Source organism: Vicinamibacterales bacterium (genome assembly GCA_041659285.1).
Classification (GTDB): Bacteria; Acidobacteriota; Vicinamibacteria; order Vicinamibacterales; family UBA2999; genus 12-FULL-67-14b.
Genome location: JBAZYO010000002.1, coordinates 122800 through 145138, shown reverse-complemented (window position 1 = coordinate 145138; position 22339 = coordinate 122800). Strand labels below are relative to the sequence as shown.

General features: G+C 68.6%; 24 protein-coding genes. 12 read left to right on the top strand and 12 right to left on the bottom strand.

Going from position 1 to position 22339, the window contains the following annotated elements:
• Nucleotides 1-13 precede the first annotated feature (13 nt).
• Nucleotides 14-820 carry a flagellin gene (locus WC815_03245; protein ID MFA5907772.1) on the bottom strand — a complete coding sequence of 269 codons (807 nt, stop codon included), beginning with the start codon at nt 818-820 and terminating at the stop codon, nt 14-16.
• 249 nt (nt 821-1069) lie between these two features.
• On the opposite strand from WC815_03245, the gene WC815_03240 reads away from it, so the two are divergent.
• A complete protein-coding gene (locus WC815_03240; protein MFA5907771.1) occupies nt 1070-1933 on the top strand; it encodes an HDOD domain-containing protein in 864 nt (287 codons plus the stop codon).
• On the opposite strand, the gene WC815_03235 is transcribed toward WC815_03240, so the two are convergent.
• From WC815_03235 to WC815_03185, 11 genes are read right to left on the bottom strand one after another with little or no spacing between them, the layout of a single operon-like run.
• Nucleotides 1907-2296 (bottom strand): YbaN family protein, encoded by a 390-nt coding sequence (locus WC815_03235; GenBank protein MFA5907770.1) that lies wholly within the window; start codon nt 2294-2296, stop codon nt 1907-1909. The genes WC815_03240 and WC815_03235 overlap by 27 nt on opposite strands.
• A 19-nt stretch (nt 2297-2315) precedes the next feature.
• Entirely contained in the window at nt 2316-3866 is a 1551-nt protein-coding gene (locus WC815_03230; protein ID MFA5907769.1) for an AarF/ABC1/UbiB kinase family protein, read from the bottom strand.
• A 47-nt stretch (nt 3867-3913) separates the two neighbouring features.
• The gene (locus tag WC815_03225; GenBank protein ID MFA5907768.1) at nt 3914-4231 is read right to left on the bottom strand and encodes a hypothetical protein; all 318 of its coding nucleotides are present in this window, start codon (nt 4229-4231) and stop codon (nt 3914-3916) included.
• 3 nt (nt 4232-4234) lie between these two features.
• Complete coding sequence (locus WC815_03220) at nt 4235-4699, bottom strand: chemotaxis protein CheX (protein MFA5907767.1); 465 nt, start codon at nt 4697-4699, stop codon at nt 4235-4237.
• The gene (locus tag WC815_03215) at nt 4699-5553 is read right to left on the bottom strand and encodes a protein-glutamate O-methyltransferase CheR (protein ID MFA5907766.1); all 855 of its coding nucleotides are present in this window, start codon (nt 5551-5553) and stop codon (nt 4699-4701) included. Before WC815_03215 ends, WC815_03220 begins: the two co-directional genes overlap by 1 nt.
• On the bottom strand, nt 5550-6677 hold the full coding sequence (locus tag WC815_03210; protein ID MFA5907765.1) for a chemotaxis response regulator protein-glutamate methylesterase: 1128 nt from the start codon (nt 6675-6677) through the stop codon (nt 5550-5552). Before WC815_03210 ends, WC815_03215 begins: the two co-directional genes overlap by 4 nt.
• Nucleotides 6674-7060 carry a response regulator gene (locus tag WC815_03205; GenBank protein ID MFA5907764.1) on the bottom strand — a complete coding sequence of 129 codons (387 nt, stop codon included), beginning with the start codon at nt 7058-7060 and terminating at the stop codon, nt 6674-6676. Before WC815_03205 ends, WC815_03210 begins: the two co-directional genes overlap by 4 nt.
• A gap of 60 nt (nt 7061-7120) precedes the next feature.
• Nucleotides 7121-9226 (bottom strand): methyl-accepting chemotaxis protein, encoded by a 2106-nt coding sequence (locus WC815_03200; GenBank protein ID MFA5907763.1) that lies wholly within the window; start codon nt 9224-9226, stop codon nt 7121-7123.
• 5 nt (nt 9227-9231) lie between these two features.
• Nucleotides 9232-9690, bottom strand: coding sequence for a hypothetical protein (locus tag WC815_03195; protein MFA5907762.1), 459 nt, complete (start codon nt 9688-9690; stop codon nt 9232-9234).
• Between the two features lie 4 nt (nt 9691-9694).
• Complete coding sequence (locus tag WC815_03190) at nt 9695-10204, bottom strand: chemotaxis protein CheW (protein ID MFA5907761.1); 510 nt, start codon at nt 10202-10204, stop codon at nt 9695-9697.
• Nucleotides 10205-10221: 17 nt separating this feature from the next.
• Nucleotides 10222-12492, bottom strand: coding sequence for a chemotaxis protein CheW (locus WC815_03185; GenBank protein ID MFA5907760.1), 2271 nt, complete (start codon nt 12490-12492; stop codon nt 10222-10224).
• 392 nt (nt 12493-12884) lie between these two features.
• On the opposite strand from WC815_03185, the gene WC815_03180 reads away from it, so the two are divergent.
• The 11 genes from WC815_03180 to WC815_03130 are packed head-to-tail and all read left to right on the top strand — an operon-like array spanning nt 12885 to nt 22327.
• Nucleotides 12885-13499 carry a hypothetical protein gene (locus tag WC815_03180; protein MFA5907759.1) on the top strand — a complete coding sequence of 205 codons (615 nt, stop codon included), beginning with the start codon at nt 12885-12887 and terminating at the stop codon, nt 13497-13499.
• On the top strand, nt 13496-14017 hold the full coding sequence (locus WC815_03175) for a hypothetical protein (GenBank protein ID MFA5907758.1): 522 nt from the start codon (nt 13496-13498) through the stop codon (nt 14015-14017). The genes WC815_03180 and WC815_03175 overlap by 4 nt, the downstream gene beginning before the upstream one ends.
• The gene (locus WC815_03170; protein MFA5907757.1) at nt 14017-15189 is read left to right on the top strand and encodes a DegT/DnrJ/EryC1/StrS aminotransferase family protein; all 1173 of its coding nucleotides are present in this window, start codon (nt 14017-14019) and stop codon (nt 15187-15189) included. Before WC815_03175 ends, WC815_03170 begins: the two co-directional genes overlap by 1 nt.
• Nucleotides 15186-16202, top strand: a complete 1017-nt coding sequence (locus WC815_03165) for a hypothetical protein (GenBank protein ID MFA5907756.1) — start codon at nt 15186-15188, stop codon at nt 16200-16202. Before WC815_03170 ends, WC815_03165 begins: the two co-directional genes overlap by 4 nt.
• Before the next feature lie 10 nt (nt 16203-16212).
• Nucleotides 16213-16893 carry an HAD family hydrolase gene (locus WC815_03160; protein ID MFA5907755.1) on the top strand — a complete coding sequence of 227 codons (681 nt, stop codon included), beginning with the start codon at nt 16213-16215 and terminating at the stop codon, nt 16891-16893.
• The gene (locus tag WC815_03155) at nt 16883-17959 is read left to right on the top strand and encodes an N-acetylneuraminate synthase family protein (protein MFA5907754.1); all 1077 of its coding nucleotides are present in this window, start codon (nt 16883-16885) and stop codon (nt 17957-17959) included. Before WC815_03160 ends, WC815_03155 begins: the two co-directional genes overlap by 11 nt.
• Entirely contained in the window at nt 17949-18959 is a 1011-nt protein-coding gene (locus tag WC815_03150) for an ATP-grasp domain-containing protein (GenBank protein MFA5907753.1), read from the top strand. Before WC815_03155 ends, WC815_03150 begins: the two co-directional genes overlap by 11 nt.
• Nucleotides 18956-19675, top strand: a complete 720-nt coding sequence (locus tag WC815_03145; GenBank protein MFA5907752.1) for an NTP transferase domain-containing protein — start codon at nt 18956-18958, stop codon at nt 19673-19675. Before WC815_03150 ends, WC815_03145 begins: the two co-directional genes overlap by 4 nt.
• Complete coding sequence (locus WC815_03140; protein MFA5907751.1) at nt 19672-20466, top strand: MotA/TolQ/ExbB proton channel family protein; 795 nt, start codon at nt 19672-19674, stop codon at nt 20464-20466. The genes WC815_03145 and WC815_03140 overlap by 4 nt, the downstream gene beginning before the upstream one ends.
• Nucleotides 20463-21191, top strand: a complete 729-nt coding sequence (locus WC815_03135; protein ID MFA5907750.1) for an OmpA family protein — start codon at nt 20463-20465, stop codon at nt 21189-21191. Before WC815_03140 ends, WC815_03135 begins: the two co-directional genes overlap by 4 nt.
• Nucleotides 21188-22327 (top strand): polysaccharide biosynthesis protein, encoded by a 1140-nt coding sequence (locus tag WC815_03130; GenBank protein ID MFA5907749.1) that lies wholly within the window; start codon nt 21188-21190, stop codon nt 22325-22327. The genes WC815_03135 and WC815_03130 overlap by 4 nt, the downstream gene beginning before the upstream one ends.
• Nucleotides 22328-22339 lie beyond the last annotated feature (12 nt).

The window sequence follows — 22339 nt, the reverse complement described above, 5'->3', positions numbered from 1 at the left end:
CTACGAGCGTCCCTTACCGGAGGAGGGACAGAACTGACGAACTGGACTGGTTGGCCTGCGACAGGGCGGCGATGCCGCTCTGCGTCAGGATGTTGTAGCGGGTCATGTTCGCCGACTCCTCCGCCACGTTGGCGTCGCGAATGCGGCTTTCGGCGGCCTTGTTGCTGACGACCTGGTTCTGCGCCAGGCTGGTGGCGAATTCCAGGCGGTTCTGCAAGGTGCCGATGGTGCTCTGCGCGGTGCCGAGCTTGGTCACCGCCACCGCGATCGCCGCCAGTGCCGTTTCCGCGTTGGCCGCGGAGGTGACGGTCGTGGCGTTAATGGTCAGGGTGGTCAGGTCGGCCGCGCCGATGGTGCCCGTGACCTTGCCGTTCGACGCCGTCGCTTCGGCGCTGACAAACACCGAAAAGCCCGCCGAAGCCGTGAGGCCGGCGACGTTGGCTTCACGAGTGATTTCGGTCAGCACGTCCGCATACTCGGCATTCAGCGAGGTGCGGTCGACGGTGCTGGCGGCCGAGGCCGACTGCGTGGCGAGCGTGGAGAGGCGGTCGAGCAGCGTGCCGATGTTGTTGAGCGCGCCGTCCTTGATCTGCAGGGTCGACAGGCCGTCGTTGGCGTTGCGGATACCCTGGTTGAGCACCGCCTGCGTGTTGCGGTACTTGTTCGATACGGCGAGGCCCGCCGCGTCGTCGCCGGCCGAGTTGATGCGGAAGCCGCTCGACAGGCGGGTAAGGGCCTTCTGCAGCCCAAGGCCGGTGGCCTGCAGGTTGGCCTGTGCGTTCGACGCCGAGATGTTGCTGACTACTGAAAACGATGCCATCTGAACTCTCCTCCGTGAAGTGGGGCCGGCGTCCCTGCCGGCGTGGGGTGGCGCTTACCGCCTCCCCTGTCTGAGGAGTAATCGGGCACCCGGTCGGGTTCTTGAATGAACCGGTGTGGCCGACGTGCCACAAGCAGCGCTGCGACCTCATCGACGCTATCCCGGCGCGGCGGCCGGTGGCCCGACACCGCCCTCGCGGACACCCTCAACCTCCGCCCACGGGCGCCGATGTGTTTTATAGAGGGAACAATGCCCGGACTGACAATGACGGCGTTGCCGGCGGCGATCGTGAAGGGGCTCGCGCACCTGGAACCGCTGCCGATCACGGCGCAGCGTCTGATCGACATGGTGCGCGGCAACGACGTGGCGCTGGCCCAGGTCGCCGAGCTCATCGAGCTGGATCCGGTGGTGACCGCTTCCGTCTTGCGTCACGCGTCCTCGGTTCGTCTGGCGCCTGCGGGCGCGCCCACGGTGCGCGAGGCCGTGCTCCGCATGGGCGCGGTCGCGTTGCTGGACCTGGTGCTCGAGGGCTACCTCGCCAAACTTCGCGTGACGACGCCGGTCTACCACCTCAACGAACGCGACCTCTGGGTCCATGGTGCCGCGTCAAAGCTCGCGGTTCGCGCATTGGCCGCGGCCGCTCCGCGCGCGTCGATTCCGCCGATGGCCGAGACCGCGGCGCTGTTGCACGACGTCGGCAAACTGCTCATCTCGCGGTGCCTGAATACCGGCGTGCACGACCTGGCCACGCATGCGCGCACGCGCGGCCTGACCTTCGTGGAGGCGGAACGCGACCTGCTCGGCACCGATCACGCCGCGGTCGGCGCCGCGATGGCTGACGCGTGGCGGTTCCCACCGGAAGTCACCGACGCCGTTCGGCGGCATCACTCGCCCCCGTTCGTCAATGCCACCGCCACGCTCGACGCTGTCTGCGTCGCCAATGTGGTGGCGAAGACGATCGAGGCCGGCTCTGGCGCGGAAGGGCTCAACGTAGCGGTCGACCCCCTGAGCTATCGTCGGCTCGGGCTCGACTTCGTGACCTTCGGGCGCGTGTGCCTGCTCACGGACGCGGCGTTGTGCGAGGTCTCACGGGCGCACGGCGTCGCGGCTTGACGAGTCGCCTGCCGAACCCCGTCTGACGAGGTAGATGCTGACCGCCGTCGCCACGCCGATTAGTGCGGCCCGGCCCGCCGCATGGGGCATCGCGAGCACGATGGAGGCGGCGATCGATACCCAGAGCACCGCTAACGCCAGCGCGAGGTCGCGCGGGGACAGCCGCCGACCCGGTTGGTAGCGCGCGAGATAAGGGCCGAGATGGCGGTTGGTCACCAGCCAACCATGCAGCGTCGGCGAGCTCTTGCTGAAGCAGTACGCGCTCAACAGGAGAAACGGCGTGGTTGGGAGCAACGGGACAAAGATTCCCAGGGCACCCAGGCACGCCGATGCGGTGCCGGTCGCCGCGAGCAGGCCCCGCATCACCGGGCGCCGGGCCTTGTCAGTCGAGCCATACCCGCACCTTGCTGGCGCCGTCGTCCAGTCGAAAGAGATCCCCGGGCGGGTATCCGGCGGCCACCGTCGACTCGGCCAGCTGCGCCAGAGAAATGCCGCGAGCGTGCAGCCGTTCGCCGAGGTCCACAGGTACCAGGTCCGGCAGATGCGCGGCGGCGCTGGCCGGGAACGCCAGCCGGACAACGGTCTCACCGTTGCGTTCGACCTGCAGTCGCAGGTTGGATGCGAGCATTTCCATCGAGTCTCCTGCTGAAGCGCGCGCGGCCGCACGATCGGCGCGCGGCTGTGGGTGGCCGCTATCCAGGTGGCGTGGAATCGCGAGCAGTTCGCGCCGCCAGTCAATCGTGGCTTCAAACGCGCGGAGATACTGCACGAGGCCTTGAAAGGCACGAATCAAGAAGAGGAGCGACGCTGGTCCCGCGAACCGGAAATTCCACCGGTCGTCGCCGAGGGCCTCGGCGAGCCGGGCCGAGACGTCCCAGTGCCGGGAGTCGAATGGCCCGCGGGCATGAAACGGTTCGAACAGCACCGCCGTGACGGCGTGCAGGCGGCCGGCCATCGGCGCGAGCAGGCGCGGGTCGAACCCCAGCTCAACGTAGGTGTCGAACAGTTCGTTGCCCGTCATGTCCGGGCCGTCCTGGGCGAGCCGCCGGAGGGCGTCGCTTTCGGCGGCGCTCAGGGTCTTGACGCAGCCGAAGTCGATGACCCCCACGCGCACGCCGTCGTGCTGACGCGCGAAGCGGATGTTGCCGGCATGCGGGTCGGCGTGTACCTCCCGCCAGACGAAGCTGCCGCGGAGGAACAGGCGGAGGAGCACGAGTGCGGCCTCATGCCGCGCGGTATCGGGCCAGTTTGTCGTGGCCTGCAGGCGGTCGCCAGGAACCCAGGACATGGTAATCAGGCGCGGCGTGCAGAACTGGTCAATCGGGATGGGCGTGACGAGGCCCGGCACCTGGTCCGCTCTCGCGGCAAAGCGGCGCAGCGTGGCCGCCTCGAGATCGTAGTCGAGCTCTCGCAGCAAACTGCGGCGCATCTCCGCCCGGTACTCCTCGAGGTCGAAGCCCGAGCGCCTGGCCGAGAGCGGCGCGGCCAGCCAGCCCAGGGCCGACAGATCGGTGTCGAGGGATTCGCGAACGCCGGGGAACTGCACCTTGACGGCGACGGCCCGCGCGTCGTGCAGCTCACCCCGATGCACTTGCCCGAGCGATGCCGCCGCTCCGCGTTGGTCCAGATGCCGGAAGACGCGTTCGATGGGGGCGCCGAGCTCGCGCGCGATCCAAGCGAAGCTCTCCGCTGCCGGCGCGGGCTCGGCGGCATCGGTCAGTTCCGAGAAGAGGGACGTGCCGGTGTCGAGCTCGCCGAGGCTGAGGATCTGGCCGATCTTCTGGGGCAGGCCCCGCATGCGGCCCATCCGGAGCGCGACCATTCGGCGGGCGGCGTCGCGGCCGGGCCCATCGTCCTGCCGTTGGGCGCGCAGGACATCGACGCCAAGGCGTCCCAGTTCAAACGATCGTCTGGCGGTGGCGCCGAGCGACACGCGATCAGCCTGCTACCGTTGAGTGCGCCGGGCGAACCGCCGGGCGATCACAGCCGCGTCCTGGTGAAGTCGATCCAGTCGGCGAGAACCTGATGGACGTCGACGTTCTCGCAGGCCAGGTCGCGATGCGACAGCTCGCAGGAGCACGCCCGCTTTCGCAGCGTGAGTAGAAGGGTGGAGGCGACCTCGAGTGCGTACCGCGCGCGATCGAGATCCGACGGCTGTTGCGCGAAGCGCTGCTGCAGCTCGTGTTGGGCCGCGGCGATGCGCGCCGAGGCGCCGGCGGCTGCCGCGGGCGTGCGGTAGAGGCTCAGCGGACCGAGTGATTCAAAAACCGTCAGCGGCTCGACCATTGGTGTCTCCATCGATCAACCTTGAGACGTGCCGGCCGTCATCAGGCTGACCAGGGCGGGGAAGCCAGCGCACTCGAAGGCGACCTTGGTGACCACGTGAGAACTGGGTACGCGAATGGTGTAGGCCCGTCCCTCGATGACGGCCGGGAGTGACAGCACGCACTGGCCCGGGAGCAGTGCCTTGATGTTGCCGCCGGTCATGTTGGTGATTTCGCCGAGGGCGTCTTGCATGTCCTCGATCGTCGGTTGCTGGTCACCCAGGCGGAACATCCGCGCGGCGATCACCGCGGCGAGCGCCCTGGGAACCTGCACCGCCACCGTGCCCTGCCAGTCGCCGGCGATGTTGATGATGCCGTCGAGTGTGGGGTGGGCCGCAGACGGGCCGTCGGCATCCGGCGCGGCGGGCCGGGTCGGGAGGCCCAGCGTGGCCATCCAGATGTCGTCAATCAGGCCCGCGATTTCTTGTGCGTCAATCTGCATCACGCCGCTCCTCGCGTCATCGACAGGTCCCGCGCGGCTTCACTGGTCCGGTAGCATCCGGCCCGGTCGAGCTGCACGCGCTGGAACGCTTCTGTCAGTCCCATGGTGGTTTCCGCGCCGCCCAGAAACAGGTAGCCATCGGGCTTGAGCTGGCGGCGGATCTTACCCAGAATCTGCTTCTTCGCTTCGACATCGAAATAGATCATCACGTTGCGCAGCATGACGATGTCGAAGACCGGCAGCGTTGGCCACGCCTTCACCAGGTTCATTTGCTCGAACCGCACTTTGTCGCGCACCGCCGGCTTGAGCTGCCACTCGAGCCCGCACTTCTGGAAGTACTTGACCAGGTAGGTCACGGGCAGGCCCCGGTTCATCTCGATCTGGTTGTACTTCCCCTGCCGGGCCCGTTCGAGCACCTCGAGGTTGATGTCGGTGGCAAAGTGCGTGACGTTCCACGTTGCGAGCTGGGGAAAGTGCTCGAGCAACATCATGACGAGCGAGTACGGTTCCTGGCCGGTGGACGACGCGCCGTACCAGATGTTCAACTCTCTCGAGGCGCTTCGCGCGGCCAGCAACTCCGGGACCACGTGCTTGCGCAGCGCTTCGAACGGTTCGATGTCGCGGAAGAACGTCGTCTCGTTGGTGGTCATCGCTTCGACGACGGTCCGGCGCAACGTGGCATCGGTGCGGCGGAGGGCCACGACCAGCGACTCGAGTGAGTCGAAGCCGGACCGCTTGGCGAGAGGCCCGAGGCGCGACTCGACGAGGTATTCCTTCCCGTTCTCGAGCACGATGCCCGCCTGGTCGCAGACGAGCGTGCGGACGAAGTCGAAGTCTGGTGCCGAAATGCTCATGTGGTCCTCGCAACAGCCATGCCGCCAAACGCGCTCACCGGAACGGCGGGCCGGGCACTAGCGGAGGCGGTTCTGCGGACAAGCTCGCCCGCAATCGTGTTCAACGGCAGCACGCGGTGGGCCAGCCCGGCGCGCGCCACGAAGCCTGGCATGCCCCAGACGACGCTGGACGCTTCATCCTGGACGACCACCTGGCCGCCGGTCTCGCGAATCAACTCGCAGCCACGCAGGCCGTCCTGCCCCATCCCGGTGAGGATGACGCCCAAGGTGCCGCTCCCGAACTGTGCGACGACGGACCGGAACAGCACATCAACGGCCGGCCGGCAGGAGTTTTCGGGAGGCTCTTGGTTGACGGCCACTTCCACGGCCGTGCCGCGCCTCTGGAGCGTCATATGGAAGTCGCCCGGCGCGATGTAGGCATGGCCCGGTTCGAGGGTCATGCCGGCGCGCCCCTCGGCCACCTTGATGGCCGACTGTGCGTCCAGGCGTTCGGCGAGCAGGCGGGTGAACATCGGTGGCATGTGTTGCACGATGACAATCGGCACCGGCAGCGTGGCCGGCAGCGCCGGCAGGAGCTCCGCGAGCGCGTTGGGGCCACCGGTCGACACGCCAATGGCAATGATGTTGATCTGGCCCGTCAGGCTGGCGGGCGAGCAAGCGGTCGCCAGCGTCGCGATTTGCCGCGCGGCCGGTGCCACGGTTGCGGGCACCGCGGTTCGTCCGGCGAGCGCCTTGATCTTGGGGATGAGATCCCGGCGGACGGCCTCGAGGCCGGCCGTGACACTGCCGACGTTGGCGGGCTTGGTCACGTAGTCGGAGGCGCCCGCCTGGAGCGCGTCCAGCGTCGCCGCGGCTCCCCGCTCCGTGAGCGTGCTGAACATGATGACCGGGAGCTTCAGCCACGTCTTGCGGATTTCCTTGAGGGTCTCGATGCCGTTCATGTCGGGCATCTCGACGTCCATCGTGACGACGTCGGGGTTGCACTGCGTGATCTTCTGCAGGCCGATCCGGCCGTTGGCGGCCGTGCCCACGACCTCGATCTCCGGGTCGGCGCTGAGGACGTCGCCGACCAGGCGGCGGATGACGACCGCGTCATCGACAATCAGTACACGGATCCGACTCACGCCGCGGCCCCTTGCGCGCCTGGCAGGCCGAGCAGCTGCAGCTTGCCCTCGATCACGGACTTGGTGAACGGCTTCATGACGTACTCGTGGGCGCCGGCTTCGATGGCGCGGGCCATCTGCGCCATCTCGGTTTCGGTGGTGACCATCATCAGGCGGATGTCGGCCAGCTGTGGGTCGGCGTGTACGGCCTGCACGAGTTCCAGGCCGTTCATCTCGGGCATGTTCCAGTCGATCAGCGCGAGTGCGGTATCGGTGTGGGCCTGAAGATGAATGAGAGCCTCGCGCCCGTGCCGTGCTTCGGCAACCTCGTAGCCGAGGTCCGACAGCATCTGGCCCAGAATCACGCGAATTGCACGAGAGTCGTCGACAACGAGAGCCTTCATGGAGTCTCCAAAAACGAAGCCATCGCGGCCGGCTCGGGCGCCGGCCGCGACGGGCAATGACTATTTGGTCCGGTTGACCAGATCCTGGAGACCGGCGGCCAGCTCCGAGAGCTGGTTCGAGGCCTTCTGCGTCTCCTGGGCGCCGTCGCTCGTGCTCTTCGCGGCCTGGGCGACGGCGGTGATGTTCTGCGCGATTTCGGCGGTGCCCTTGGCGGCTTCAGCCACGTTGCGCGTGATCTCGTTGGTGGTCGCCGTCTGTTCTTCCACGGCGCTGGCAATCGTGTTCGAGATGTCGTTGATCTGGTTGATCACCTCGCCGATTTGCGCGATGGCCGCGACCGCGCCCTTGGTGTTGAGCTGAATCGCCTCGATCTTCTGGCCGATGTCCTCGGTGGCCTTCGCGGTTTCCTTGGCCAACTCCTTGACCTCGTTGGCGACGACGGCGAAGCCCTTGCCGGCCTCGCCGGCCCGGGCGGCCTCGATGGTGGCGTTGAGGGCCAGCAGGTTGGTCTGCTGGGCGATCGACGTGATGACCTTGATGACCTTGCCGATCTCGGCGCTGCTCTCGCCGAGCAGGTTGATCGTGGCGTTGGTCGTCTCGGCCACTTTCACCGCATTGGTCGCGACTTTGGCGGCCTCGTTGGCGTTCTTGGCGATTTCGCGAATGCTGGCGCTCATCTCCTCCGTGCCGGTGGCAACGGTCTGCACGTTCCTGCTGACCTCCTCCGACGCGGCCGAGACGATATTGGCTTGCGCGGCCGTTTCGGTGGCGCCGCTGCCCATCTGCTGGCTGAGCGCCGTCAGCTCTTCCGACGACGAGGCCAGCGTCTGGGCCGTCTGCGCGATCTCGTTCTGCAGTTCCTTGGCCTTGCGCTCGGTGGCGAGCTTCTCGGTCACCACCGACCAGGTGACCATCGCGCCCACGTAGGTCTTGTTGTTGTCGTAGATCGGGCTGACCAGCAGATCGAGCGTTTCCGGCCCGACCTGAATGTGGGCCTGCCGCGGCAGGTTCTTCGGGTCGCCGAGCAGGCTGCGCTGATGGGCCGGGTTCTTGTGGAAGACGTCGATGACCTGGCCGATCAGCTGGTCGACGCGGACCGGCAGATACTGCTCGAGCGTCTTGAGGGTCCGGGTCGACGCCGGGTTCAGGTACTGAATCTTCAGATCGCGATCGGCGAACATGACGTTGATCGGCATGTTCTCCATCATCGAACTCACACGACCCATCTCGGCGTCAAGCCGCATGCGCTCGCTGACGTCGTCCCAGTTGACGACATAGCCGATCACGTCGCCGTGCGGGCCGTGCGCGGCGTTGACCGACGCCTTCAGCGTGATGCCGCCGAAGGTGAACTGGGCCTCATGAGGCAGGGAGGCGGGGTTTCGCAGGATGGCCTCGATGCGGCGGGGATCCTTGTGGAAGCGGTGAATCGAGCCGCCGACGATGTCGTTGAGGGAGAGGCCGAACGACGACTTGATGTCGCCGGCGATGCCCTTCAGCGTTTCGACGCTCCGTTCGTTGACGTAAACGATCTCGAGATCGCTGTTCGCGATCATGACATTGGCGCGGAGCGCATCCAGGCTCGCGCGCAGTCCCTCGGTCGATTCCATCAATTCCGTGATGCCCGCCCCCGCCTCGTCGCGCGAAGCCACGGCGTTGGCGCCCTTCGTGTGTCCGTTAGCCATACCGAATCGCTCTTTCTGTGCGGGGCGCGCAAGCGCCAGTTGGGGCCTGCGCGCACCCGCGCCGGCCGATGACGCCGCGCCGCCCACTGGCTGCGACGGCGAATTGACAATTTGCGCCGCCAGCGGCGCCACCGCCGCCACCACTTCGTCGACCAGGGCCTTCGGCACGCCGACCGCCGTCAGGGCCGCCACCAGGTGCCCCGCGACCTGGCCGAAGTGCTCCGGCGTGATCGCCAGCTTCGCGTGCGCGGCCGCCATGTCCTTGCCTTTGTAGACCTGTGGCCCGCCGAGCGCCTGGATGAAGAAGGCGTTCTGGCGCCCCTTGAGCCAGCGCATGTTGACGCCGGTGAAGAACGGCTTCAGGTCGGTGTCGGCCAGCACGCGCTCGTAGAAGGCGTCGACGGCGGCCTTGATCGCCGGTACGCCGCCCAGACGTTCGAACAGCGTGGTGGTGGCCAGAGGGGTGGTTGTGGCGGTTCGCATCAGATCTACTCTCTCTCGGGAAGGGGGGTGAGTGTCGTGGTCGCAAGATCGGTGTCCGCGGGATGCGAATCCGCTGCCTGTTGCAGCACGGCGGCCGGGGCGGCGCTCGACACCATGAACGCCGTGACGTAATTGGTCCCGCGCAGCACGCAGAACGTGAGGCCGAGCGCGATGTGCGCCCGGCGGGAGGTCGCGCGGCCGGCCAGCATCCGGCGGCCGAGCGTAATTTGGCCCAGGTAGGCCAGGAGCACGAGCGTCGAGATCGACGCATGAAACCAGATCAGCGGCCCAGCCGGACCGACAACACGCTCGACCGCGTGGCGGGTGACTTCGATATAGAGCACCAGGCTCAGGTCGATCACGAATGCCATGACCATCAGCGGCAGGTGAATGGCGGGCCGCTTGCGGGCCATCACGCCCGCGAAGACGATCATCACGACTAACGTCGACAGTGCGTGCAGCATGGTGTCAGATCCTCCGCTCGGCGGCCGACTCGAGGTCGAGCGCGGTGGTCTGCTCGACGTCGAGGGCGAGCAGCAGGCGATGCTTCAGCTTGTAGACGCCGGTTACCAGCGCGCGCGCCGCGCCGCTAATCGTGTCCGGTGGACGCTCGAAGCTGGCATCGTCGACCTCGACGACGTCGCCGATCTCGTCGACCAGCAAACTGACGACGCCGTCAGAGGTGCGGACCACCACGTTCATGGGCCGCGCGTCGTCGCTACGTTCGGGCAGCTCGAGGCGGCGCCGCAGATCGATCGCGGTCACGATTTGCCCGCGCAGGTTGATCAAGCCCTGGACCACCCCGGGCGCCAGCGGCACGCGAGTCATGTCCTGATAGCGGATCACTTCCTGGACCTTGAGCACCTCGACGCCGAAGTACAAATCGTCGAGCACGAAGGTGCAGAACTGTCGCGCGGTGCCGGTCGGCGCCGAGGCGCCAGCGAGAGAGGATGCAGCGTTGGCTGTGAGTGTGCTCATGGGTTGTTGCTCGCTGGCTACGCGGCCACCGGCTCGGACACGGACTCGGGGAGCGCATGCCGGACGATGGCGGCGACGTCGAGCAGGTCGGTGACCCGTTGCTGGATGACGGCCGCCCCGAGAATGCCGGATCGGGCCTGGGACCGCGTCGGAGTAATGGTCTCGGTGACGATGTCGAGAATCCGGTCGACCACGAGGCCAACGCTCCGGCCATGGTCGGAGAAGACGATCACCTGGCGGGGGTCGGACTCGCTGTTGGCGGTGCCACCAAAGAAACGGGTGAGGCTCACCAGCGGCAGAATCTCGCCGCGGTACTGCACGACCTCCTGTCCGCCCGAACGCTCGATGTCGGCGGTCGCGAATTCCTCGAGGCGGGCCACCAGGTGGAGCGGCATCGCCATGCGCTCGGTGCCGTTGACCTGGAACAACATCCACGTCTGCGCGTCGGCGGTCTCGTGCGCGAGCGGGCCACCCTGCCGGTCGCTCGGCTTCCGGTCGCGATCCGCGCTCAGCACGTGGGCCTGTTGCGCCAGCCGGGTGGCGTCGAGGATGAGGGCGACGTGGCCGTCGCCCATGATCGTGGCGCCGGCAAACACCTGGACGCTCTTGAGCTGCCGTCCGAGCGGCTTGACCACGATTTCCTCGGTGTCGTTTACGCTGTCGACGACCAGGCCGAACTGGCGGTCGTCCGCCTTCAGCACGACGATGTTGACAATGCCGGGATCGCCCTGCGACGCCAGGTTGAGTTCGCTATGCAGTTGGACCAGCGGCAGCAGGTTGCCGCGGAGTCGATAGAACGTCGCGGCGCCGATGCGCTCGATGCCGGCCCGGGCGTGCTCGCCTTCGAGCCGGACCAGCTCGAGCAGGCTCACCTGCGGAATGGCGAACACTTCGCCGCCGGTCGACACCATCAGCGCCGGGATGATGGCCAGGGTGAGCGGAATGCGGATCTTGAGCGTCGTGCCCTGGCCGAGCGTGCTCTGGATGTCGACCGTGCCCCCGATCTTCTCGATGTTGGTCTTGACGACGTCCATGCCGACGCCGCGGCCGGACACGTTGGTGATCTTCTCCGCCGTTGAGAACCCGGGCAGGAAGATCAACCGCAGCGCTTCGTGGTCGCTCATCCGGGCGGCCTGTTCGGCCGAGACCATCGACCGGTCGACCGCCTTGCGGCGGACTTTTTCCGGGTCGATGCCGGCGCCGTCGTCGCTAATCTCGATGTTGATCTGGCCGCCCTCATGGAAGGCCCTGAGCCTGACGACTCCTTCCGGCGGCTTGCCGCAGGCGATCCGGGCGCTCGGCGTCTCGATCCCATGGTCAGCCGAATTGCGGACGACGTGAGTGAGGGGATCCTTGATCGCCTCGATGATCGTCTTGTCGAGCTCGGTGTCCTTGCCCACCATCTCGATGCGCACCTGCTTCCCGCAGGCGATTGCGAGATCCCGCACGACGCGTGGGAACTTGCTCCACACGTTGTCGATCGGCTGCATGCGTGTCTTCATCACGCCTTCCTGCAGCTCGGAGGCCACCAGGTTCAGCCGCTGCGTGGCGCCGATGAATGCCGAGTCGCTCAGCGAGGTGGTGAACTGCAGAATCTGGTTGCGAGCCAGGACCAGTTCCCCGACCAGGTTCATCAACTTGTCGAGCAGGCCCACGTCCACCCGCAGGGACGTGTCGACGATGGCGGGACGGCGCTCGCCGCCGGTGGGCCGCTCGTCCGAACTGCGCGCGTCGACGATCTCGATCTCCATAGGGATCTCCTCGGTCGCGCGCGCCGGAGCGTGTTCCGGGCGCGGCGCTGTCGTGTCTGTGGCCGTCCCAACCGGGGACGACGCGGGGCCGGGGGCCGCGACGGCCTCGGCCATCACGACGGTCGCCGCCGGCGCGGCCGCCGGCTTCTGGCCGGGCGCGTTCAAGCGGTTCAGCATGGCGATCAGTTCGCCGTAGTCCTCATTGGGTTCACCTCCGGTGGCCTCGACGACCGCCAGGATGCGTCGAATGGCGTCGACCATGGCCAGCAGGCCCGTTGTGATCGCGGCATTGAGCACCAGTTCGCCGTCACGCATGCGGCTCAGAAGACTCTCGCCGACGTGCGACACCGACTCGAGCTTGCCGAACCCGAGGAATCCACAAGTGCCCTTGATGGTGTGGATCGTGCGAAAGATGCTCGCCAGATTCTCGCGGTCGTGCGGGTCCTGCTCCAGGTCGACCAGCGAGCGGTCAAGCCTGTCGAGGTTCTCCAGACTTTCAACCAGAAATTCCTTGACCACGTCGTCGAGAGGCTGCATGCCTGTTTTCCAATACCCTTCCGAATCGATTCCGGTCGACCCGCGTCCCAGCGGATGCAAGACCGTGCCATCTCGCCTGATGAGATGTCCCGCCGCAAGAAAGACCGCCTATTTCGCGATTTGCGCGTGACAGCCAACGCGGCGGGTGTCGTTGGTCCGGCGGCCCGGTGTCGCCTGCCCGACAATTTGGCCGCCTAACGGCGCCACTGACATATCAAGGAGGCGCGATCCCATCCAAAGCGACTGCTTGAGTTCAATCGGCGACCAGCGCGTTTGCTTGACGACTGCGGCGGTGCGTTGGTGCGTGGGCGAGGCGTCCGGATGCGGCCGGCGCGAAACGCGATCGGTTGGCAAGCTTCTCGCTCTGCGGGACGGCAAGAGGAGAGATGCAAATGGTGGAGTGCCTGGTCAACGACTCGCCCAGACCGCTCGATTCCGGCCAGAAAACGTGGGGAGACCTGCTGAACGGGTTGGATCAGGAGTGCGCCGGGCGCCGGCAGGCGGTGACGGCGGTCCGGTTCGATGGTGTCGACCAGCCGTCATTTCGCGCGCCCGACGTGATCTCCCAGCCGTTGGCCGGCATCCGCACGATCGACATCGACATGCTCGATCGCGCCCGCGTGCTGCGCGGCACGCTGGGCACCGCGGGGCAGAGCCTCCCGGTGCTGGCGGCCGCGTCCTGCCGGGTCGGGCAGGCGTTTCGCGGCCATGACCTCCAGGACGCCCACGGGCAACTGACGTCGCTGGTCGAGGCCATCCGCACGCTCACCATGCTGACCGCGGCCTCGGCAACGGCCGCCGGGACCGAACTGGATTACCTGCCGTGCGGCCGCGGCAGTGCCGCCGACGTGCTCGGCGCCGTCGGTGTCGTGCTCGATGTCATGGCGCAGGGGCAGCACGGGCAAGACTGGGTGGCAGTGGCCGATGCGCTGGAATTCGACCTGGCGCCGGCGCTGCTCGAGTGGGGCGCGGTGTTCGACGCGCTGCACGACCGGTGCGCGGCATGACGACTCATATCGAGCATCTCGTGACCGGCGTCGCCAAGGTGAGCCTGGGCGGACACGGCCGCCGCCTCACCTATCGCTGCGATCCCCTTCGACACCGGGTGACGATCTCGGATGAGTTCGAGCGGCTGTTGCACGTGTTCGGCGAACGGGGCCGGGGCCCGGGACAGTTCAACACGCCACTGGACCTGGCCTTCGTGCGGCCTGAATTCAGTGGTGAGTGGCTGCCCGCGTCCGGCCCCGACGCGCTTTGGCTGGCCGTCGCGGACTACGGGAACCAGCGCATTCAGATCCTCGAACTGGATGGTGTGTTCGTGGGCGACGTGAATCCCCAGCAGGAAGTGGCGATCGGGCCACCGTGCGCGCTCGGGTGGCGCGCGCCGTTCCTCGAGGTGGAAGGCGTCGAGGGCGCCCGGACCCGGATCCACTTGACCTCAGCCCTTCTGGGCGATGGCCCCCGCACCCGGTCGGCGCCGCGGCCGCCCCGGGAATGGCTGCCGACCCGGATGTGGGTGAATTGATGGCCGTCAGCACCACGGTGGCCGACGGCGTCGTGAACTTCGCCCCGCCCTCGATCGGTCATCTGGAGATCGACGAGGTCGTGGCCACCATGCGTTCGGGGTGGCTCTCGACGGGGCCCCGCGTGCGCGAGTTCGAGCGGGCGTTTGCCGAGTACATTGGCGTCGAGCACGCGGTCGCCGTCAACTCGTGCACGGCGGCCCTGCACCTGGCGCTGCTGGCGTCGGAAATCGGTCCCGGCGACGAGGTCATCACCACGCCGTTGACCTTCTGCGCGACCGCCAACGTCGTGGTGCACACCGGCGCGACGCCGGTGTTTGCCGACATCGACCCGGTCACCTGGAACCTGTCACCGGCTGCCGCCGCCGCCGCGGTGACGCCGCGGTCGCGCGCCATCATTCCCGTGCACTACGCCGGGCGTCCGGTGGATGTCGCCGGCATGCGGGCGGTGGCGGCGCGCGCCGGCCTGATCCTGATCGAAGACGCCGCGCACGCCGTCGAGGCGGTCGCGGCAGGCCGCAAGATCGGCACGACCGGCGATTTTTCGTGCTTCAGCTTCTACGCGACCAAGAACCTGACGACCGGCGAAGGCGGGATGTTGACGACCTCCTCCCGCGAGGGCGCGGAGTACGCCCGCGTCGCGGCCCTGCACGGCATGAGCCGCGATGCGTGGGCGCGCTACGGGCCGAACGGGTCGCCCCACTACGACGTGGTGATGCCCGGCTACAAGTACAACATGATGGACCTGCAGGCGGCGATCGGCCTGCACCAGCTGGCGCGCCTGGGTCCGCACCTCGTGCGACGCGAGGCCATCTGGCGCATGTACGACGAGGCGCTCGCCGGGCTGCCCCTCACGCGGCCGGCCCCGGTGGCCAAGGGCGATCGCCATGCGCGCCATCTCTATACGGTGCTCGTCGCGCCCGAGTCCGGCTGGACCCGCGACGCGCTCGCGGCGGCCATGGCCAAAGAGGGCATCGCGACGAGTGTCCACTTCCGCGCGCTGCACCTGCACCCTTACTACGCGCAACGGTTTGGGTTGACGCGCGGAATGTTCCCGCATGCCGAATTGGTCTCGGATCGTGTGTTGTCGCTGCCGCTGTCCGGAGGCATGAGCCACGCCGACGCCGGCCGCGTGATTGAGGTCCTGCGCCGCCTCATGCTGGGACGGGCATGACGGTCATCGACAGCGCCGCGCCGGCCACGGTCGTGTTTCGCGTCGCGGCCGGACCTCGTCTTGGGTTCGGCCACCTGGTGCGCTGCCGATCGCTGGCCAGCGCTCTGGGAGTGCCCGCCGTGGTCTCGCTGCGGGGCTCGGGCCAGACCCGCGCTATTGCCGCGTCGCTTGGCTGGCGCGTGCTCGGCGGTGGGCGTGACGAGGGCGTGTCGACAGGGAGACCGTCACTGATCGTCGTGGACGATCCCTCGCCCGTCGAAGAAACGCGCTGGGTCCGTCGGGCGCGCCGCCTCCGTGTGCCCGTGGCGACGATTCGGGACCTCGAGGGCCGCGACTCAGAGTCCGATCTGTCGATCGACGGGAGCGTCACGGCGCGGCCGGCGCGTGGCGCCGACGTGCTGCGAGGTCCGCGTTACGCCATCCTCGACCCGGCCGTGAACGAGGCGCGACAGGCTGGCCGGTCGGCGCGGGCCGGCCGCGTGTTGATTGCGCTCGGTGGCGGCGCGCATGTTTACGCCATGGCCGCGTGCCTGGTGGATGCGATCGCGGATCGCATACCCGGCGCCGACATCCGCGTGGCACGCGGATTCTCTCGGCGGCGTCAGGCGCCGGCGCTGGCCGGGGCATCGTGGGTCACGGCGCCCGGTGGGCTGGTGGCGGAGTTGTCCGGGGCGGCGGTGGCCGTGGTGGCCGGCGGGATCACGCTCTACGAGGCGTGCGCGCTTGGCGTGCCGACGGTGGCCCTCGCCGTCACCGCCGCTCAGCGGCCGGCGATCCGCGCGATGGCCCGCCACGGCGCGGTCGTGGACGGCGGCGGTCCGTCCTGTGACCAGACCACCGCCGCGCGTGTCGCTTCGGCGGTGCAAGACTTGATGGCTCCCGCCACCGCCCGGCGTCAGGCGCGGGCGGCGATGCGACTGGTCGACGGCTGCGGCGTCTTTCGGGTGGCCGGCCGCCTGCGGCCGTGGCTCGACGCGCCACTGGTCGAAGGGAGGCCACCGCTTGGGGCCTGAGACACGCGCTGTGATCTTCGACCTGGATGACACGCTGTACCCCCTCGACGGCTTCGTCGAGAGCGGGTTCGACGCCGTGTCCCGCTATCTCGATCGGACCTGGGGCGTGCCGCGGCGTGCCTCGCGCGCCGCCTTGCTCCACGCCTCTCGGAACGGGGAGCGGGGGCGTGAACTGCAGCGCTGCCTCTCCAGGTTTGCGCTGCCGCTCTCGCTGGTGCCCTCACTGGTCGACATGATTCGCGCGCATCGGCCGCGCCTGCGGCTGCCGCGCGCGTCCTTCGACACACTGGTCGGCCTGCGCGCACGCTGGCGGCTGGCGGTCGTGACCAACGGCCTTCCCGAGATGCAAGCGCGCAAGGTCGCCGCTCTCGGACTGTCACCGCTGGTCGACACCATCGTCTATGCCCACGCGGTGGGCACGCGCGCGGGCAAGCCCGATGCCGGGCCCTTTCTCGAGGCCGCGGCGCGTCTCGGCGTGCCCGCCGGCCGATCGGTCTTCGTCGGTGACGATCCCGTCGCCGACATGCTCGGCGCGTCGCGCGCGGGCATGCGAACCATTCAGGTGGCCACCTACCGGCTGCCGTTCATTCAACCAACGCACGCCGCCGATGCGACCGTGCGCTCATTGACCGAGGTGCCACATGTCGCGGAACGGCTCATGGAAAGGCATGGGGGAGTTCATGGCCTTTGATCGGGCGGAGTGTGAGGTCGGCGGTCGCCTGATCGCCAGCTCGGAGCCGGTGTTTGTCATCGCCGAGATCGGCTTGAATCACGGCGGCTCGCTCGACCGCGCGCTGGCGCTGGTCGATGCGGCCGCGGCGGCCGGCGCCTCGGCGATCAAGTTGCAGACCCTCGAGGCCACCGCGCTGGTCGCGCCGAATGCGCCCGCGCCGTCGCACGTGACGGCGACGTCGATGCGCGAATTCTTCGCGCGGTTCGAACTGGACGAAGCGGCCCACCGTCGCATCATCGCGCGCGCGCGCGAACACCGCCTGGCGGTCCTCGCGACGCCGCTGTCCGAAGCGGCCGTCGACCTGCTCGACGGTCTGGGCGTCGACGGGTTCAAGATTGCCAGCGGCGACGTGACGTGGGCCGAACTGATCGTTCGGTGCGCCCGGACGCGACGCCCCCTGGTGATTTCGACCGGCATGTCGGCCCTGAGCGAGGTCCGGCGAGCGCTGGGCTGGGCGCAGGCCGCGGGGGCCGATCAGGTGGCCCTATTGCACTGCGTCTCCGCGTATCCCGTGCCCGCGGGCAGTGAGAACCTCCGCGTCATCGCCTCCCTGGCGGACGAATTCGGCGTCCCGGTGGGCCTCTCGGATCATAGCGCCGACACCGCCGGGCTGCCGCTGGCCGTCGCGCTCGGCGCGTCGATCTACGAACGGCATCTCATCCTCGAACGCGGCGACGGCTCGATCGACGCCGACGTGTCCAGCACGCCGGCGGAGCTGGCCGCGGCCGTGCGGACCGCGGCGCAGGCCCAGGCCGCGCTCGGCTCCGGCCACAAGACGTGCGTCCCGGCGGAGACGCCGAACAAGGCGGCCAGCCGCCGCGGACTGTATGCGGCTCGCCGGTTGCCGGCGGGCCACGTCCTCGCGCCCGGCGACCTGGTCGCGTTGCGGCCCGCCACCGGCGTTCCGGTGGAACGTCAGGGCGCCGTGATCGGCTGCCGGTTGGCGCATGACGTCGAGGCGGGCTTGCCGCTGTTCGACCTCGACCTGGCGGGATCGTCACGCGAGGCCAGCCGTGTCGCATAACGTGCTCGTGACCGCCGCCTCGCGGCGGGTTCCGCTGGTCCAGGCCTTTCAGCGGGCGCTGCTTGACACCGGGCTTGGCGGCAGGGTCGTGGTGACGGACGTCAATGCGCTGTCACCTGCGGTGTACGCGGCCGACCGGGCGTTCCGGGTGCCGTTGGCCAGTGAGCCCGGCTACGTGGACGCGGTACTCGAGATCGCGGTCGCCGAGGGAGTGTCGCTCGTCGTGCCGACCATTGACGACGAATTACCCCTGTTCGGGCAGGCCCGCGCGCGTTTCGCCAACCACGGGGTGTGGGTCGCGGTGTCGGCCCCGGAGACCTCGGTGCTCTGCGACGACAAGCACGCGACCTGCGTGGCGCTGGCCGCCCGCGGCATCGCCGCGGCCCAATCGTGGCTGCCGCACGAACTGCCGGCCGCGCCGCGGTATCCGTTGTTCATCAAGCCGAGGCACGGCCGCGGCGGTGTAGGCGCCCACGTCGTCCGCAATGCCCGTGAGCTTGCGTTCTTTCTCGATTACGTGGCCAATCCGGTCGTCCAGGGCTACCTCGAAGGTGCCGAGTTCACCATCGACATGCTGTGCGACTTCACGGGCCGTCCCCTGTCAATCGTGCCGCGGCGCCGCGACCACATTCGCGCCGGCGTCATCGATCGGGGCTGCACCGTGAACGATCCCTCGCTCATTCAGTTGGCCGAGGCATGCGCGAAGGCCATCCCGTTCGCCGGCGCCATCAACATCCAGTGCCGGGTCGTCGGCGGACGGCCCGTCGTGTTTGAAATCAACCCGCGCTTCTCTGGCGGTATTCCCCTCACGATTGAGGCGGGGGCGGATTTTCCGCGGATGCTGGTCGATCTGGCCGCGGGCCGTGCCGTGCCGCCCGCCATCGGCCAGTTTCGCGATCGGTTGTGGATCACCAGTTACGAGGCATCCGTGTTTCTCGAAGACTCACAGGTCAGGCTGTCAATGCATCAACCCGAAGTCGCCATCGGAGCGGTCGCATGAGCGGGCGTGCCGCCATTCTCCTGCAGTCACGCATGGGCTCGACGCGCCTGCCCGGCAAGTCACTGGCCCCAATTGAAGGCCGGTCGCTGTTTGCGCACTGCGTCGAACGGTTGCGGGCCCGCTCCGGGCTGCCGGTCGTGCTGGTGACGACGGCCCAACCCGAAGACGATGTCCTGGTTGCCGAGGCCGGTCGTCTCGACGTTCCGGTCGTGCGAGGGCCCGCCGACGACGTGCTGGGCCGTTACGTGCTGGCGGCCACCACGCTCGATCTCGTCGAGTGCATCCGCGCCACCGCCGACAACCCGGCCGTCGACATGGACGCGCCGCGGCGCATGCTCGAACTGCTGCGGCGCACCGGGGCCGGCTATGTGCTGGAACACGGGCTCCCATACGGCGCGGGCGTCGAGGCCGTGTCGTGTGCGGCCTTGCGCTATGCCGACCTGCTGGCGACCGAGCCATACGATCGCGAGCACGTGACTCCGCTGATCCGGCGCGACCGCCGGTTCGTGGCTCTTGACGCGCTGGCGCCCGGGGCCCTGCGGCGGCCCGAGGTGCGGCTGACCGTGGATACCGCTGAGGACCTCGAAGCCATGCGACGGTTGTATGCCGCCGCCGGCGGCGCCGCCGCGGCGCCGGTGCCCTTGTCCGCGTTCATCGCGGCGGCGGACGCACTGCGTGACGAACGCCAGCCCGAGTCGGAGACCAAGGCGAGATGAGCCTGCGCCCGCGGCCCCGTCGCGATCGGGTCGCAATCCTGAGCCTCGGATTGACGGCCGCCGTGATTGGCGTGGCGCAGTGGGCCGATGGCGGGCGCTGGTACGCGCTCGTGCAGCCGACCGCCGCCCTCGTGGTGTTTGGCGGCACGGCGGCGGCGCTGATGTTGAGCTTTCCGTGGTCGCGCCTGGTCCGGACGGGAGCGGCGTTATCGAAGGTCTTCCGCGTGATGCCTGACGCCCAATCGGCGCTGATCACCCGATTCGAGCACTACGCGGCCCGGGTGGTCCGCCGCGGGCCGGCGTCGCTCGAGTCCGACCTCGCCGCCGCGGACGATCCCTTTCTCGCGCGCGCCCTCGGCCTGGTCGTCGACGGCCAGCCGGTGGAGGAGATCAGGCAGGCCCTCACTACTTTCAGCCATGCCCGTGAAGACGCCGACGAAGAGTGCGCCCTCGTGCTGGAGACAGCGGCCGGTTACGCCCCGACCCTGGGCATTCTGGGCGCGGTGCTCGGGTTGATCCGTGTCATGGAAAATCTTGCGACCCCGGCCGGTGTCGGCGGGGGAATCGCGGTGGCCTTCGTGGCCACCGTCTACGGCGTCGGGTCAGCCAACCTCGTCCTGCTGCCCCTGGCGTCGCGATTGCGCGTGATGAGCCGGACTGCCGCGCTTCACCGTGAGCTGATCATCGAGGGCGCGGTGGTGCTTCGCCGGGCCGCCCATCCCCGCATGGTCGAAGAGTACCTGGCCGGCTTTCTGCGGTCGCGACACGAACCGTCACGGGGGGCGGCGTGAGACGACGGGCGCGGCATCCAGTCGGCGCCGGCGCCCCATCCCGAGACCGGTGGATGGTGCCGTATGCGGATCTGGTCACGTTGTTGTTCGCGCTCTTCACCGCGCTGTACGCCGTCGCGGCGGCGGACGCGGGGCGGCTGCCGGAACTGGCCCAGGGCCTGCGCCAGGCCGTGGGCGCCCCACTGCCGCCGCCTCCGAGCGACGGGTTGCTGGGGCAGGGGCCGGCGCTGGTCGGCCCGGCGTTGCCGGCGCAGCCCGACCCGGACGTGCGGATGGCCATCGAACACGCGCTTGCCGCCGACCTGACGTCGGGGCGCCTCGAACTCATCGAAGACCGCCGGGGACTCGTGCTGGCCATTCCCGAGGCGTTCTCATTCGCGACCGGCCGTGCCGACCTCGCGCCGGATGCCGAGACGCTGCTGGCCCGCGTGGCCACGGTCATGGCACAACTGCCCAGCGCCATTCGCATTGAAGGGCACACCGACAACACACCCATCCGCACGGAGCGGTTCACGTCGAACTTCGAGTTGTCCACCGCCCGCGCCACGCAAGTCATCGCGTTCTTCATTGGGCAAGGCGGCATTGCACCGGACCGCTTGTCGGCGGCGGGCTATTCGGAGTTTCACCCCCGCGCCTCCAACGAAGCCGCCGAGGGCCGTGCCCGCAACCGGCGGGTCGATATCGTGATCTTGAACCCCGCCACTGAAACGTCGGACGAACCATGACCATTCCCTTCACCGAGACCGAACTGGAAACACTGATGGACCGTCCGGTCTGCCGCCTGCTGACCGCCGCCGACCGGGGCGCGTTCGAGGGGCGCCGCGTGTTGATCACCGGCGCCGGTGGTTCGATTGGCGCTGAACTGGCGCGGCAAGTCGCGCGCTGCCAGCCGGCGGGGTTGACGCTCGTCGATCAGTCCGAGTTCAACCTGTTCCAGATCGAACGTGAGATCACACACGCCGAGCCGGGTGTGCCGCTCGAAGTCGTGCTGGGCGACGTGACGCGCCGCCGCCTGCGCGCGGTCTGCCGGGAGGCGCGGCCCGACGTGGTCTTTCACGCCGCGGCCTACAAGCACGTGACCATGGCGGAGCGCGCGGTGTGCGCCGCGGTTGAGACCAACGTGCTCGGCGCGCTGCAGATGGCTGAAGCGGCCCGGGAGGCCGGTGCGCGGTTCGTGCTGATCTCGTCGGACAAGGCGGCCACGCCTCGCAGTGTGATGGGGGCCACCAAGCGACTGGCTGAGCTCGCGGTGACCACAGGCGCCGACCGCAGCTTTCAGCCGATCGTGGTCCGCTTCGGGAACGTGCTGGGCAGCAGTGGCAGCGTGCTGGCAGTCATGCGCCAGAGCATCCGAGCCGGGCAGCCCGTGCCGGTGACCGATCCGGCCGCCACCCGCTACTTCATGACGGCCGGCGAGGCCGTGTCGCTGGTCATCAAGGCCGAGCGGCTGTCGCAGCGGGCCGAAACCTATTGGCTCGACATGGGGCAGCCGGTCGCCATTGGCGATCTGGCCGCGCGCCTGATGCGGATCGAGGCGGCGGCCGGCCATGCGCCCGTGCCGCTGCAGGTGATCGGCTTGCGACCGGGCGAGAAGCGGCACGAGGAGCTCACCACACAGGGCATCCGGATGTGCCGCACCAGCGACCCGCGAATATGGGTGGCCCGCCAGGTGACCGGCGACGCGGCGGCCATCGCCGCGGCCGTGCGTCGCCTCCAGTACCGCGTGGCTCGCGGTGACGCGGCGGGAACGCTGACCGAGCTGGCGGCGGCCGTGCCGGATTACCGCGTGAGTCCGGAGGCCATGCAGCTGGCGCGCCCGCGACCGCTCGGGCGAGTGGAGCGTCAGGCGCGGCGCGCGTAGTGGTGGACTCGT